This window comes from Mycobacterium sp. OAE908, from assembly GCF_017872775.1.
GTDB lineage: Bacteria > Actinomycetota > Actinomycetes > Mycobacteriales > Mycobacteriaceae > Mycobacterium.
The window spans coordinates 3,389,861-3,403,564 of the sequence record NZ_JAGGJL010000001.1 but is presented as its reverse complement, the minus strand read 5'-3'; the positions used below and the strand labels follow the sequence as shown (position 1 = coordinate 3,403,564).

Sequence of the window (13,704 nt, the reverse complement as noted above, 5' to 3'; positions counted from 1 at the left end):
GCGTTCGAGCCAGAGCCGGCGGCGCCTTCGTGATCGAAAAACAGAGTGGTACGAGAGCGGTACATCAGCTCTCAGGAAAATCACCACGCCAGGAGCAACGACCATGAGCACCATTAAGGCCGATCCCAATCCGATCGTCGTTGACAACACCATCTCTCCACCCGAGGCCACCGGAAATACCAATGTGAAGTACAAGAAGGAACAGGCTGAGGAACTGTGGGAGAAAAAGCCCGGGATGGGTTGGACGAAAGTCAATGTCCACACGTTGACGGGGCTAGGTGATGAGGCCGACTTCTCCGGAAATTACTCGATCACCCTGAGCCCCGGCGAGATTTACACCGCAGGATTGTTCGATTCGCTGCACACTCCGGTCTCGACGGACCCGGTGGGTACGAAGGTCGTTGTCGTCGCGGTCTTCAAGAAACCGGCGGCAAGGAGACTGATTAGCGATCACAGTGGCACGGGTGGGGGCACATGGCTGAGCCACGGAATAAAAACCAATAAGCCGACGACCCTCGTGCTCGCCGGTGCCAGTCGATCACCGGCCGTTTCCGACGCAATCGGTATCCCAAAATTGGTTGATCCCGATGCCGTCATTCCCGCGCCGCTCGGCCCCGCTGTGAGTCATATGTTCGAGCTCAAGCCGCTGGTACCCGGGCATCACTATTTCCTCACCGCGATGGTGGTCGATGCTGGTGGCAATTGGGAGATACTCGATGTCGAGCAGGACTCCCTCAAACGCAAGCTGACGGTGCAGTTCCCTAAAATGCACGTATTCAACGACGGCGACTGGGCGACTACCGGTGAAGGCGACTTCTGGTTCGAGGTTTCCGCGGGATCCGACACCGGCCCGTTGAATTCATTGGAACGGTTCAACCTCCCTGAGCCCAACCTCGATGACTGGGGCGAGACCGACCGTCCTTACACGGTGGGCTTCGCCTACATAGAGTCGGACGCACAGACGGTTGCTGCGGGGCGCACCTGTATCTGGGTTCACTCATGGGCGCGAGAAGATGACGCGCCCTGGGGCGACGACACTGCCGGCAGTGGGATTGATCGGGGCAGGCGGCTCGATCTGCCCGACGGGCCTTCGGAGAAGGTGACCAGCAGCAGCTTCAAGATGGACATCCCCGCAACTTCGGGCGACTTGCACTATGCCGTCGATGTCACTTTCGCCGTCGACTATCTGCCATAACTACCGACAAAACAGACCCGAGTGCTGATTCCTATTCGACTGCATTGCCTTTTGAGGCGAGGGCGTTTCGGACGATCATTTTGGTTGTCCGCCAACGCTGTTCGCGCTGAGCCAACGATTGGGCCGCAATGCATAGGCGTTTTCGGCGACCGGCAGATCGGCGGCGTCCCAGCGCTCTGCTAGACGCAGCGTCGCCGCCGCCTACAGGCCCGGCTGGTCTTCGAGGATGCCGAGCCAGATCTGGGCCGCATCGATGGCGACCTTCTCGCTGATGAACGCATGCTGCGTACCGGTGTACAAATCGCGGAAGGCACGCTCCAACCGGCTGCCTTCGCGGATCGAACTGGTGCCGGCCACCAGATGGGCCCACTCTCCGCATGCCCGTGCCACGTCGGTGGCGTAGACGGCGGCCACCCGCATATCGGCGCGCAACCCCGGGGTGAGGTCGTTGCCTGCACCCACCGCAGACTCCGCAGTTGTGAATGCGTCGAGCACCAGCAGGCGGGCGGCCCGCCACGATGCGACGTGATGCGCCAAACCTTTCTGAAATGTCGGACGGCTGGCCAGCGAAGCCATGTCGCTCATCCGGAACTTCGTGGCGGCCAGCTCCTCGACGTCGTCGAGCATGCTCTTGGCCACCCCCAGCGCCCACGACGCGTGCCCGGCGGCGACGACGGGCATCAAGCCCATGCGTGTCGCCGGCGACGTACCCCGCTGCGGCTCACGGACCATCAACGGAAAGGTCCGGCACTGCGGCACGAACACATCCGCAGCGTTGTAGTCATAGGATCCAGTTCCCTTGAGCCCCTGCACAAACCAGCCATCGGTGAACGCGATGTCCGCGCGCGGCACGATCGCCACCTGCATGTCGGGCAGGCCCTCACTGATCCAGCGGACCTCACCGTCGTCCATCGGCATGAACCCAGCCGCGATGTACTCCGAATGGCCGGTGCCCGACCCGAAGCTCCACGATCCGGTCAACTTGTAACCGCCGTCGACGGCATGACCTTGCCCGTTCGGAAAGAACTGGCCGCCCATGGTGATTCGGTTGTCGTTGGCGGTGAACACCTCGGCGAAGCCCTCGTCGGGCAGATAAGCCCCGGCGGCGAACGTCGACGGCAGGTTGGCGATGCCACACCATCCGAACGAGCCGTCCTGCCAAGCCATTTCGATCCACGTCTCGATCATCTCGGCGAACGTCGGCTCGACGCCACCCGCCGCGACGGGATTGAACGACGACATCAAGCCACTCGCCCACATCTCGTCGACGATCGCGGGCGACAAGGTCCGCAATCGCTCCGACTCGGCGGCCTCTGCTCGCACCAGTTCGCGCATTCCGCGCGCCCGCGCGACGACCTCGCTGTCCAGTGTCGACGTCATGGTCGATGACCGTATCCTGTCGCGGCTCAGACCACGTCCAAAACCGCCTTGCCTGCGACCCGACGGTCGAGCAGCGCCTCGGCCGCGTCCGCTACCTCGTCCCATGACGTCCGCAATCCAATCTGCGGATCGATCTCGCCGGCGACCAACAGTTCCACCAGATACCCGAGATCCGGCCCGAACGGCGCGCGAACGGTGAACGGTTCCAACCGCTTGTGCACGCCGAACTGTCGCTCGGCCTCGAAGTCGATGGTCGTGGGTTGGTTCGACGCCATCCCGATGGATTGCGCTGAGCCACCGTCGTCGACGAGACGGAACGCATCAGCGAGCAGTTGTCCGCCGACGTTGTCCAGAACGCCGAAGACGGGGTCGGTGACATCCGCCAGCCCGACGACGACCTCCGCCGCGCCGAGGTCGCCCAGACCCGCCCCGCGTGCCGCAGAACCGACCGCCGCGATCACGTGTGCGCCCGCCCGTGCCGCCAGCTGAACCGCGAAGCGGCCGACACCGCCCGACGCTCCCGTGATCAGCACCCGACGCCCGACCACCGGCCCGAGTCTGCGCAGCGCCTGTAATGCTGTGACGCCCGCGACCGGCAGAGCGGCCGCTGGCCCGAAGTCCACCGAATCCGGAAGCAGGGCAAGGTTTTCCGTCGGCACCGCCCGCCGCTGCGCCCAGCCGCCTGCGCCGTTGAACCCGACGACGCGGCTGCCGACCGGTGGGCCAGAACCGTCCGCGGCGGCCTGAGCAACCACACCCGCGGCGTCCCAACCCGGTACTTCGCCGGGTTGACGCATCCGATCGATGAAGTGCACCTCGCCGAAGTTCAGTGCTGTTGCCCGCACTTCGATGATCGCCTCGGATTCGGCGGCGACGGGCTCGTCGACGTCGGCAAGTCGCAGGGTCGCCCGTGCCTGAGGGTCGTAGATGACTGCTCGCATGCCACCGTCAACCCGGCTACGCGGCAGTTATTCCCCTAGCTGCGGGCCGGCGCAAGCCGCTTCAGCGCGAGGCCACCTTCGAATGGTCGGTAGCCGAACGCGGCCGGAGCGACGTAACCCGTGTCCCCCAACGGCGTATGGACCTCGGCGACCGTCGGACCAATTTTGGCGGCGACTGGCGCCAAGGCTTCGAGGTCGAAGCGGTACAACCGCCCCGCGTTGCCGGCCAGAATCTTGCGGCAGGCGTCCTCGGGCCGGTGGTGCAAGGCCCACCTGATGGCGAGCTTGGAATGCGGCGCGAAGCCTTCCTCGTGCGGATAATCGCTGCCCCACATGATGTGATCGGCACCCATGTAGTCGATCATCGAATCCTCGAACGGCATGAGTTCTGCCGCGAGGTAGCAATTCCGCTTCGCGTAATCGCTTGGCGCCATGGTCAACTCGTCGACCGACGATCCGCCGAACACGCCATAGGTGCGGTTGCCTGCTTCGGATTTCATGCTCGGCACCATCGCGTCGAGCATCATCATCTGGTGCTGCAGCCACATCGTGCCCTGCTCCGTCGGCACGAACCGCAGGGTCGGATGACGCTCGAAGACGCCGGCAAGGACGAGGTGGCTGACGGTGCGTTGGGCCCACATTGCCATCTCGGTGACCAGTACGGCGTTGGAGGCCGGCTGATCCATCGGCATCGCCGGACTCCCTGCTCCGGCGTGCTGGACCACTGTCAGGTCGAGTTCGGTGCAGCGCGCCCAGATCGGTTCGTAGCGGGTATGGAACAGCGGGGCGACGGTCGGATCACCGGGTGAGACGGCGGGGATGAGCACGCCGCCGAAGCACTCCTGCGTTGCGCCCCATCGGATCTCTTCGAGGGCCAGCTCGATGTCGTTGGGGAAGATCTGGATCAAACCCCTGCGGCGCGTGGGGGCCAATGAACAGAAGTCGACCTGCCAGCGATTGTGCGCTTGCACTCCTGCCCAACGCTTTTCGAACTCTTCGCGGGTACTCGGCAGGCTGATGGTGATGTTGGGTGTGGTCGGGAAGAACGGGGGAATCGTGTTGGGGAGTAGCACCTCGGCGGCAACCCCGTCGGCGTCCATTTCGGACATCCGCATGTCGTGGTCCCAGTTGCGCTGCGCAGTGGCAATAACCAGGTCGTCGAACGGACTCACGTAGGTCTTTGCCCACGCGTCGAACTCGTCGTGCAGCCGGGCCGGCAGGTACGGCTTGTAGTCGTATAGATCAGCCCCCGCGTGGGTGTCCGTCGAAATGACAACGTAGCGATCGATCGTGTCCCAGGTAGCAGCCATGGGCTCATCCTCGCCCGCGCGGGGCCGACGCAGGCGGGATTCGTTGCATTTGATCAGTCGGCGGGACGTCGGAGTGAATCTTGTTGAGCTGCGCGCTGTCCGACGTTGACGTCCGGCTCGCTGACGATGTCGAGGCTGAGGAACTCCGGCGCCTTGATGACCCGCCTCAGCATGAAGCGGATGAACGCCGGCATGTCGGAGGCGGTCTCGTCGCGGTAGAGGCGCGGTGCACCCATTTGGTAGCGGCGCCGCCTGCTCTCCAGCTGGCAGCCTTCCGCGGCCATGACATTGCGCACCCAGTCGGCGCCGGAACCGTAAGTCAGCGCGATCACGTATCCGCCCCTGCGCCGGAAGGCCCACAGCGGGGTTTCAAACGTCCGGCCCGACTTGCGTCCCCGGTGGATGACGACTGCCCATCCAGGCGCCCACGGGGCGACGAATTTCGTCAGGCGATTCAGGCCGATCTTGTTGGCCCGGGCAACCCATCGTGGTGCTGGCATATCAAAAACTCCTCACCTGTGGAATTTCTGATCACCACGCTAACTACGCCCCGCCCAAAAGTCAACGGCTGTAGAATTTCGCCACTATGGCCAGGATCGGACGCCCGCGCGGCAAGACCGATACCCGCAACGTCATCCTCGGCGCAGCACGGCGGTTGTTCGCCGACACCGGATACGACAAGACCTCGGTACGCGACGTCGCCGCGGCCGCCGGTGTCGATCCGGCGATGATCCGCCACTACTTCGGCAGCAAGGTCGAACTCTTCCGCGCAACGATGGGTTGGCCGTTCGAGCCTGGCGACATTGCCGCCCGCATCACCGCGGGAGACCGCGGCGACATCGGTGAGCGGCTGACGCGGGTGTTCTTCGAGGCGTGGGAGCAACCGGAATCCCGTGCGCCACTGCTGGCGATTCTGCGTGGGGCGGCAACTCACGAGGAGTCGGCGAACCTGGTGCGCCAATTCATCCAGGGACAGGTGTACGCGCACATCGCGGCGGCTCTCAAGGCGCCGGACGCCGAGCTTCGCATCGACCTTGCGATGTCGCAGCTGCTGGGCATGGCGTATCTCCGGCACATCCTGCGCGTCGAACCCGTCGCGTCGACACCGGTGGAAGAACTGATCGAGCGGATCGCGCCCATCGTCAGTCGCCACCTGGCCCCATGACGCCCGCACAAGCAAGCAGACCGCCGCAATCGGCGGTCTGCTTAATGCCTGTACCAAATCAGAACGGGACGTCGACGAAGCCGTTCGTCGTGTTCACGTTGTCGTGATTGTCGACCTGGTAGTGAGGCGCGACGGGGTTGGTGACGATATCGGCCTGGGCGGGTCCGGCGAGACCGAGCACTGCCGCTGTCAGGCCGCTGGCGATCAGGGTGGCGAATCCGAACTTCTTCATTTCGATGCCTTCCTCTGTATGTTCTAACCGCTTTAGCGGCTCTGTAGGGTTAAACGCGCTGGCGAAGCCGATAATCCCGCTGGCAGAAATTGACCGCCGGTTGGCAGGAATCCGCAATTTCGGCGGGCGGGACGCCGTCAGCCGCCCTGGATATCCAGACCGTGCGCGGCGGCGAACGCCATCGCCTGCTCGATGTCGACCTTCGCGCCACGCAACCTCGCCGTGATCCACAGCGTCGGATCAACCCGTGCGCCGCGCAGATCGGCTTCTTCCAGTTTGGCGTTCTGTACGCGAGCACCGGTCAGGTCGGCGCGCCGCAACACGGCCTTGCGCAGGTCCGCGTCCACCAGGCTGGCTTCGCGCAATCGGCAGTCGGATAGGTCGGCGCTGCGCAGATCCGCCGCGGCAAGAACCGTCAGCGTGAAATCCACCTCGACGAACTTGATCGGCCGCAGGCGGCATTCGGTGAAAACCGAACCCAAGAAACTGCAGTGCCGAAAGATGCTGTGCAGCAACGATGTTCGTCGGAATGTGCAGTTGCGAAAAGCCGAGCCCTCGTGCTCTGATTCCGACAGGTCGGCTCCGCTGAAATCGCAATCGGTGAAAATTGCGCGTTCGGTTCGCAGCCGGCTCAGGTCCTCGTCACGGAAGTCGTGACCGTTGAACTCGCGCTCGGCCCAAACCTCGTCAGCCACGAACTGGCGTCAGGCTGTTCAGCGCATACTCGGTGATGGCGATCAACGCAGCCTTGGTCGAATGGCGGTCGCGCGCATCGACGGTGATGATCGGAATGTCCTCGCGCAGCGCCAACGCCTTGCGCACCGCCTGAGCGGGATGCTTTGGCGCCCCGTCGAATTCGTTGATCGCGATCAGGAACGGCAACTTGCGCGCCTCGAAGAAGTCGACCGCGGCGAAGCTGTCCGCCAGCCGTCGCACGTCGACCAGGATGATGGCACCGATGGCGCCGCGCACCAGGTCGTCCCACATGAACCAGAACCGGCGCTGCCCCGGTGTGCCGAACAGGTACAGCACCAAATCCTCGGCGAGCGTGATGCGGCCGAAGTCCATCGCCACGGTGGTGGTGTTCTTCGTCGGGGTCAGCTCGAGCCCATCGACGCCCGCAGACGCGTTGGTCACCAACGCCTCGGTGCGCAGCGGCATGATTTCGGAAACCGCACCCACGAACGTCGTCTTGCCGGCGCCGAAGCCACCGGAGATGACGATCTTCGTCGAGGCGGTGTCCCGCCCCTCAGAGCGCTCGTAGGCCACGCAGCGTCCTTCCTATCAATTCACGTCGTTCGTCGATGGTGGTGGAATCACCAAGGGTCGTGTGCACCCGTAGATAACCTTGCGTCACGAGGTCACCGATAAGCACGCGCGCCACGCCGAGAGGCAGCGATAAGACAGCGGCAATTTCGGCGACCGACGGGCTGTCTGCGCACATTGACAGCATCCGGCCGCGTACGTCGTTGCCAGGCCAGCGCGGCGCTTTCGGTGGCAAAAGCACGGTCTCGATCGGCGCCTCGAGCGGCAGGTTGACGCGGGAATCGGTGCGGCCGGCCGTCAAGGTGTACGGCCGAACCAGCTGCGGTTCGGCCGTGTCGTCTGACTCCCAATTTTCCATAGGCCACTCACGAGTGCTGCGGGGAGCGTCGTGCCGACTGGACCATGGCGCCTACTCGCTCTACCAAAATGGCCATCTCGTAACCGATTTGGCCGATGTCGCAGTTACGGGTGGCCAGCGTCGCAAGGTTGGAGCCGTCGCCGACACGCATCAGCAGCAGATAGCCGTTCTCCATCTCGACAACCGACTGCAGCACGTATCCGCCGTCGAACAACTGCGAGGCGCCCGTCGACAGGCTCGCGAGGCCGGAGGCGACCGCGGCGAGTTGGTCGGCCCGTTCGGTCGGCATGTGTTCACTGGCCGCCATCAGCAGTCCGTCGGCGGACACCAGCACGGCATGCGAGACACCGGATACTTCGCGGGCGAACTTCGAGACCAGCCAGTCGAGCGAGTCGCGCTGCGTCGAACGTGGCGGGTAGTTCATTCGTTATCGGTTCCTCTGGTCTCTTGGGCATGTGATCGGCCGGCCCGCACTCCACCGAAATGGTTGCTGATGCTTGCGCGGACGGCCTCAGGATCGCGGGACGGAATCGGTCCTCCGCCGGTGCCGAACTCAGCCGCCGATGCTACCTCGTCGTCGTCCTGGTCGCTCCGGTGAGCACCGCCGTTGGTGTGCGCAGTGCCGTTCGACGGCCTTGCCACGTCGACCGCACCCGGGACCAGGCGCGCGCCCGGCTCACGAACCGGCAGACCTTCCTCGGTGTGCTCGGCGACCGGCGCCTCCTCCGCTGCCGCGGCCGCCGACCAGCCGTGATCCCACACCGATTCCCAATTCAGGTCCTCGCTCTTGGCCAGGTCGGTCGGATCGACGAGCCATTCGGACAGCATCTTCTGATAGATCGCGTCGTCGGCACCCGCCGTGGCCGACGGCTCTTCGACCGCAGGCCCCGTCGACTCGGGTTGCGGGTCCTCTGAAGCGGCAGACGGCTGAGCTTGCGCAGGGGGTTGCGGCTGCGCTTCCTCGACCTCCGGCGAAGCGGGCACGCCGTTGCTGGCGGCCTGCGCGCGCGACGCGAAGAACGCCGATGTGTCGACCGGAGCCCGGTCGGCTTCGGGTTGCGGCGCGAGGCGCTGTCCCCAAGGCGGGACCTCTTGCGTCTGCGCGGGCATCGAGTCTTCGGGCCACTGCTCTTCGGCCGGCCACTCGTCGGCGGGCTCTTCCTCGGCGGGTTGGGCGAGCGACGCAGGAAGGTCGGAGATTCCGCTTGCGCCGGGATTGCGTTGCGGCAACAACGCGACGGGCACGTCGCCGTGGCCGTTGGTGTATTCGTGTCCGGGTTCTTCGACGTAGTCGCCGAAGTCGTGGTCCTCGTCGAGCGCCAACGCAGTGTGGATGCCCGCGTGGGCATCAGCGGGGGCGCCGTACTCGGGTTCGCCGAACTGATCGGGCCCAACCCCTGCGACGACGAGCAAGTCGCCGGGCACGAAGACACCGGCGGTCGTACCCGAATTCGGTTCGCCTACAATGGTGCTGCGCAGCCGGACCACCAGCCCGTGCTGCGAGGCGAGCCGCCCGACCACGAACAGGCCCATGTGCCGAGCGGTGTACGGGTTGACCTCGCCGCCGGACTGCAGACGGGTATTGGCCACGCGCAGGTCGGGTTCGGTCATGCCGATGCCGATGTCGCTGACCTCGATGACCAACCCGCCATTGCCGGTGTGCACGGCCGAAACGCGAACCTGGGAGATCGGCGGCGAATAACGCAGTGCGTTGTCGAGAAGCTCGGCCAGCAGGTGCACCAGATCGCCTGCGACGGCGCCGATCACCTCGCTGTCGGGCACCGTCGCGGTGACCACGCGGGTGTAGTCCTCGACCTCCGAGGCGGCAGCGTTGATGATCGCCGACACCGGGACCGGCTCGGCCTGGTCACGCGGCACCTTGGCGCCGGCGAGCACCAGTAGGTTGGCGCCGTTGCGACGCATCCGGGCGGCGAGGTGATCAAGCCGGAACAGGCTCTCCAGCCGCTCGGGGTCCTCCTCGTTGCGCTCGAGGCGGTCGATCAGCGAGAGCTGCTGATCCACCAGTGACCGACTGCGTCGCGACAACGTCTCGAACATGTCGCTCACCTGCAGCTGCAGCTGGGACTGTTCACTGGCCAACATGACGGCCTGCTCATGCAGCTCGTCGACGGCGTGCGCGACCTGGCCGACCTCCTCGGAGGTGTACACCGGAATCGGCGCAACGTGGCCTGGCTCGCCACCGGCGCGGACTCGATCGATCTCGCGGGCCAGATCGTCGTGCGCGACCTTCAGTGCGCTGTCGCGCAGCCTCCGCAGCGGGCGCACGAGCGATCGCGCCACCAGGATGACGAGCAGCAGCGCCACCAGCATCGCGCCAACGACGATCGCGGCGTCGCGGATCGCAGCCGTGCGCTGGGCCGCGGCCTCGCGCTCCACCGCATCCGTCACCGCCTTCGACGTGTCGGCGACCATCTTGTTCGCGATCTGGTTGGTCGCCTGGATCGATGCGCTGAGGTCCGGATTGTTGACCAGGACGGCGGCGGGGTCGGACATGATCGCCATCCGTTTGACGAACTCTTGCTGCAGCTTGCCCGCCTCGGGCGAGCCGATGCCGAGCACCTGGCTCATGCCGAACAGCGTCGACGGTTCGGTGCCTGCCACCGTCGTCATCGACATCCGCAGCTCGGGGTCGGGCAATTCCCCGCCCAGGTTCACCAGCAGCTGCTGGATCATCATCTGGCCCCGGGCCCCGACGGCGCGGCTCAGCCCGAGCGTCTCGGCGCGGATGCGCTCGTCTTCCACGCGCACCGACCCGTTGATGGCGTCCTCGGCGGTCAGCAGGATCGGGGTGTAGGCCTGCACGCGATCGCGCAGCCCGATGCTGTTGGCCGTGACCTTGTCCATCAGCGCCTGGCCCGCGCCGATCATCGTCGTCACGGCCTTGCTGACATCAGGGACGACGTCAGTGTCGGTCAGTCGCCGTTGGAGGTTCTGGCGGGCGGCGTCGAACTTGCTCAGCGCGGCTTGGGTGTCACCACCGGTCGAACCGGCCAGCATCGCAGCGTCGAGCGCACCCATGTAGCTCTCGATCGCCGGCACCATTTCGGCGCGATCGGCGGCCCGGCGCAAATCGGCGGCGTCCGTCGCACTCGAGTAGATGCGCAATCCGCCGAACGTCCCGGCGAGAACCAACGGCACCAAAACGATCGCAAAGACTTTCCACCGAACCGGCCAATTCGTCATCGACCATCGCGATGGTCTCTTGGCGGGCCGCTGCGGCTTTGGTTCGAAATCGACGAGCGTGCCATCGGCCTTTTTCAGCTGCGAGAACGCGGTCATGGGCGGCCGCCGTTGCTATCGGTCGCCTGCCCGCAATTCAGTAATGGAGCGTCGTTCATATGACTTCCTGCTGATTTCGCCCACCGATGGGCGGCGTTCTACGCCTGGCAATTGGTCGAGTATGACAGCCATGTGCAGCCGATTCCACAATTCTTACTGAACAGACAGACTTGATAACCACTCTGACGAGCCGTTTCGATACGCCCGAGCAAATGATTGGGCGGTGAAGCGACGAATCTTTCAGACCGCCCGCAGGACCGCGACAAGGAAGTCGGAGTCATCGGCGAACGGCCGCAGATCCCAGGTGGACAGCAGTAGATCGGGCACCAATCCCGCCGTGGCCGCGTCATCGAGAAACTCGGCGAACTCATAATCGCGGCCCGCACCGAAACCGGTCACCGCGCGACCGTCGGCGGCGAGGTGGGCGCGCAGTCGGCGCAACACCTGGACCCGGGTGCTCGGAGCCAAGAACGCCATGACATTGCCCGCTGCCACGATGACGTCGAACGGTTCGACGATGCCGCGGGCGGGCAAGTCGAGTTCGGCGAGGTCGCCGACGAGCCAGCGCGGGCCGGGGTGATCGTGCTCGGCGGCTTCGATCAGCGCCGGGTCGACGTCGACGCCGACCACGTCGTGACCGGCCTTGGCCAGTGCCCCACCCAACCGGCCGGAGCCGCAGCCTGCGTCGAGGATGCGCGCGCCACGGGGCGCCATCGCATCGACGAAGCGCGCCTCGCCGGCCAGATCCTCGCCGGCACGCGCCATGGCGCGGAAGCGCTCGATGTACCAATCCGAATGTCCGGGATTGGCAGCAACCTTCTGCATCCAGATGCTCCGCTCGACCATGCAAGCATTATCGCCGTGTTCAGATTGCTGTTCTTCTCGCCGCGGATCGCGCCCAACACCGGCAACGCGATCCGGATGGTCGCCGCGACGGGATGTGAACTGCATCTGGTGGAACCGCTCGGTTTCGACTTGTCCGAACCCAAGGTGCGCCGGGCCGGCCTCGACTATCACGACCTGGCGTCGGTCACTGTGCATCGCGATCTTGCGACGGCATGGTCGGCGTTGGCGCCTTCGCGGGTCTACGCCTTCACCGCGCATGCCACGAATTCCTTCGCCGACGTCAGCTACCAACCCGGCGACGTATTGATGTTCGGCCCTGAACCGACGGGCCTTGATGCGGCGACGCTCGCCGACCCGCACATCACTGCGCAGGTGCGCATCCCGATGCTGGCGGGCAGGCGGTCACTGAACCTGTCGAACGCCGCGGCCGTCGCCGTCTACGAGGCCTGGCGCCAGCAGGGCTTCCGCGGCGCCGTCTAACCCCTAGTACCGCTAGTACCGCGAGCGTGCGCGTCTGCACGCCGACACGCCGCATTTGGTGTGCATTCTGCGCACGCTCGTCGCCTCGCGAGCGAGACATATTTCCCGCGACTACCAGGTGTCCCAGTGTGTGACCTGCTCAGCGGGCAGCCGCTTGGCGAGCCGGAAGTCCGTGCCCTTCGTATACGCGATCGGGAACAGGCCGGCCTGGCTGTACTTGTCGAACGGGATGCCGAGGAGTTCGGCTGCCTGCTTCTCGCCGTCTCCGAGTAGGTGCAGCGTCGTCCACGCTGATCCCAAGCCGCGAGACCTCAGCGCCAGCATGAAGCTCCACACCGCGGGCAGCAGCGATCCCCAAAACGACGCGCTCATGCCTGCGGGCGCGCCGTCGGGCCGGCCCTCCAGGCACGGAATCAACATGACCGGCGCCTTCTCGAGGTTTTCGTTGAGGTACTTCGCCGAACTCATCACCGCGTCCATCTGGTCATCACGGATGTCGCCGCGCACGGGCTTGGGCAGGTCGAGATAGGGGGTCGCATTGGTGCGGTAGATGTCGGCGAGCGCTTTCTTCTTGTCGGCGTCCTCGACGAACACCCACTGCCAGCCCTGGGCGTTGGATCCCGTGGGCGCCTGCAACGCCACGTCGAGGCACTCCGTCAACACCTCTCGCGGCACCGGCTTGTCGAAATCGAGACGCTTGCGCACTGAGCGCGTGGTGGTCAGGACTTCATCTGCGGAGAGGTTCAAGGTCATTTCGCGAGACTACATTCGGTTCATGGCAGTCGAATTGACTCAAGAGGTTTCCGCCAGGCTCTCGTCAGATCACTACGGCTGGCTGACGACGGTTGCGAAGTCAGGTCAGCCCGTTCCCCGGCTGGTGTGGTTCTACTTCGACGGCACCGATGTCGTCGTCTACTCCGAACCCGGCGCCGGGAAGGTACGGCACATCAAGAACCATCCGCGGGTCAGCCTGAACCTGGACTCGGATGGCAACGGCGCGGGGATCATCATCGTCGGAGGCATCGCTTCGGTCGATGCTGAGGGCGCAGATCCCTTGCAGGACGAGCAATATCAGGCGAAATACGGTGAGCTTGCCGCCAGCTTCGGCTTCAGCGACGAGTTCCTCGCCGCCTACAACGCCCGGCTGAAGATCAGCATCGACAAGGTCTGGACCACACCGACCGAGGGCTGACCCTCACGAGTGTGCACGAAATGTCCGCTCGCCGCGGCG

16 protein-coding genes are annotated in these 13,704 nt (G+C 65.0%); 4 read left to right on the top strand and 12 right to left on the bottom strand.

The window, feature by feature from the left end:
* Positions 1-103 precede the first annotated feature (103 nt).
* Positions 104-1,195 carry a hypothetical protein gene (locus J3E61_RS16730; protein WP_192721882.1) on the top strand — a complete coding sequence of 364 codons (1,092 nt, stop codon included), beginning with the start codon at positions 104-106 and terminating at the stop codon, positions 1,193-1,195.
* Positions 1,196-1,396: 201 nt separating this feature from the next.
* Here the strand turns inward: J3E61_RS16730 and J3E61_RS16725 are convergent, their stop codons facing one another.
* The 4 genes from J3E61_RS16725 to J3E61_RS16710 are packed head-to-tail and all read right to left on the bottom strand — an operon-like array spanning position 1,397 to position 5,326.
* A complete protein-coding gene (locus tag J3E61_RS16725) occupies positions 1,397-2,575 on the bottom strand; it encodes an acyl-CoA dehydrogenase (protein ID WP_210084299.1) in 1,179 nt (392 codons plus the stop codon).
* A gap of 26 nt (positions 2,576-2,601) precedes the next feature.
* Entirely contained in the window at positions 2,602-3,516 is a 915-nt protein-coding gene (locus J3E61_RS16720) for a zinc-binding dehydrogenase (protein WP_210084298.1), read from the bottom strand.
* 35 nt (positions 3,517-3,551) lie between these two features.
* Positions 3,552-4,826: an amidohydrolase gene (locus J3E61_RS16715; protein WP_210084297.1), complete on the bottom strand. Its 1,275-nt coding sequence runs from the start codon at positions 4,824-4,826 to the stop codon at positions 3,552-3,554.
* A 53-nt stretch (positions 4,827-4,879) separates the two neighbouring features.
* Positions 4,880-5,326 (bottom strand): nitroreductase family deazaflavin-dependent oxidoreductase, encoded by a 447-nt coding sequence (locus J3E61_RS16710; protein WP_210084296.1) that lies wholly within the window; start codon positions 5,324-5,326, stop codon positions 4,880-4,882.
* A gap of 86 nt (positions 5,327-5,412) precedes the next feature.
* On the opposite strand from J3E61_RS16710, the gene J3E61_RS16705 reads away from it, so the two are divergent.
* Complete coding sequence (locus J3E61_RS16705; RefSeq protein WP_210084295.1) at positions 5,413-5,991, top strand: TetR family transcriptional regulator; 579 nt, start codon at positions 5,413-5,415, stop codon at positions 5,989-5,991.
* A 58-nt stretch (positions 5,992-6,049) separates the two neighbouring features.
* On the opposite strand, the gene J3E61_RS16700 is transcribed toward J3E61_RS16705, so the two are convergent.
* The 7 genes from J3E61_RS16700 to J3E61_RS16670 all read right to left on the bottom strand — a co-directional run bounded on the left by J3E61_RS16700 (position 6,050) and on the right by J3E61_RS16670 (position 11,993).
* Positions 6,050-6,223 carry a hypothetical protein gene (locus tag J3E61_RS16700; RefSeq protein WP_210084294.1) on the bottom strand — a complete coding sequence of 58 codons (174 nt, stop codon included), beginning with the start codon at positions 6,221-6,223 and terminating at the stop codon, positions 6,050-6,052.
* A 137-nt stretch (positions 6,224-6,360) separates the two neighbouring features.
* Positions 6,361-6,918 carry a pentapeptide repeat-containing protein gene (locus J3E61_RS16695; protein ID WP_210084293.1) on the bottom strand — a complete coding sequence of 186 codons (558 nt, stop codon included), beginning with the start codon at positions 6,916-6,918 and terminating at the stop codon, positions 6,361-6,363.
* The gene (locus tag J3E61_RS16690) at positions 6,911-7,492 is read right to left on the bottom strand and encodes an ATP/GTP-binding protein (RefSeq protein ID WP_210084292.1); all 582 of its coding nucleotides are present in this window, start codon (positions 7,490-7,492) and stop codon (positions 6,911-6,913) included. Before J3E61_RS16690 ends, J3E61_RS16695 begins: the two co-directional genes overlap by 8 nt.
* On the bottom strand, positions 7,473-7,847 hold the full coding sequence (locus tag J3E61_RS16685) for a DUF742 domain-containing protein (RefSeq protein WP_210084291.1): 375 nt from the start codon (positions 7,845-7,847) through the stop codon (positions 7,473-7,475). Before J3E61_RS16685 ends, J3E61_RS16690 begins: the two co-directional genes overlap by 20 nt.
* A 7-nt stretch (positions 7,848-7,854) precedes the next feature.
* On the bottom strand, positions 7,855-8,271 hold the full coding sequence (locus J3E61_RS16680; RefSeq protein WP_192721892.1) for a roadblock/LC7 domain-containing protein: 417 nt from the start codon (positions 8,269-8,271) through the stop codon (positions 7,855-7,857).
* Positions 8,268-11,147 (bottom strand): sensor histidine kinase, encoded by a 2,880-nt coding sequence (locus J3E61_RS16675; RefSeq protein WP_210084290.1) that lies wholly within the window; start codon positions 11,145-11,147, stop codon positions 8,268-8,270. Before J3E61_RS16675 ends, J3E61_RS16680 begins: the two co-directional genes overlap by 4 nt.
* 240 nt (positions 11,148-11,387) lie before the next feature.
* Positions 11,388-11,993, bottom strand: a complete 606-nt coding sequence (locus J3E61_RS16670) for a class I SAM-dependent methyltransferase (RefSeq protein WP_210084289.1) — start codon at positions 11,991-11,993, stop codon at positions 11,388-11,390.
* A gap of 15 nt (positions 11,994-12,008) precedes the next feature.
* Between J3E61_RS16670 and J3E61_RS16665 the strand changes: the two genes are divergently transcribed.
* Positions 12,009-12,473 (top strand): tRNA (cytidine(34)-2'-O)-methyltransferase, encoded by a 465-nt coding sequence (locus tag J3E61_RS16665; RefSeq protein ID WP_210084288.1) that lies wholly within the window; start codon positions 12,009-12,011, stop codon positions 12,471-12,473.
* Positions 12,474-12,584: 111 nt separating this feature from the next.
* On the opposite strand, the gene J3E61_RS16660 is transcribed toward J3E61_RS16665, so the two are convergent.
* Positions 12,585-13,226, bottom strand: coding sequence for a nitroreductase family protein (locus J3E61_RS16660; protein WP_210084287.1), 642 nt, complete (start codon positions 13,224-13,226; stop codon positions 12,585-12,587).
* A 22-nt stretch (positions 13,227-13,248) separates the two neighbouring features.
* On the opposite strand from J3E61_RS16660, the gene J3E61_RS16655 reads away from it, so the two are divergent.
* Positions 13,249-13,665: a TIGR03667 family PPOX class F420-dependent oxidoreductase gene (locus J3E61_RS16655; RefSeq protein ID WP_210084286.1), complete on the top strand. Its 417-nt coding sequence runs from the start codon at positions 13,249-13,251 to the stop codon at positions 13,663-13,665.
* Positions 13,666-13,704 lie beyond the last annotated feature (39 nt).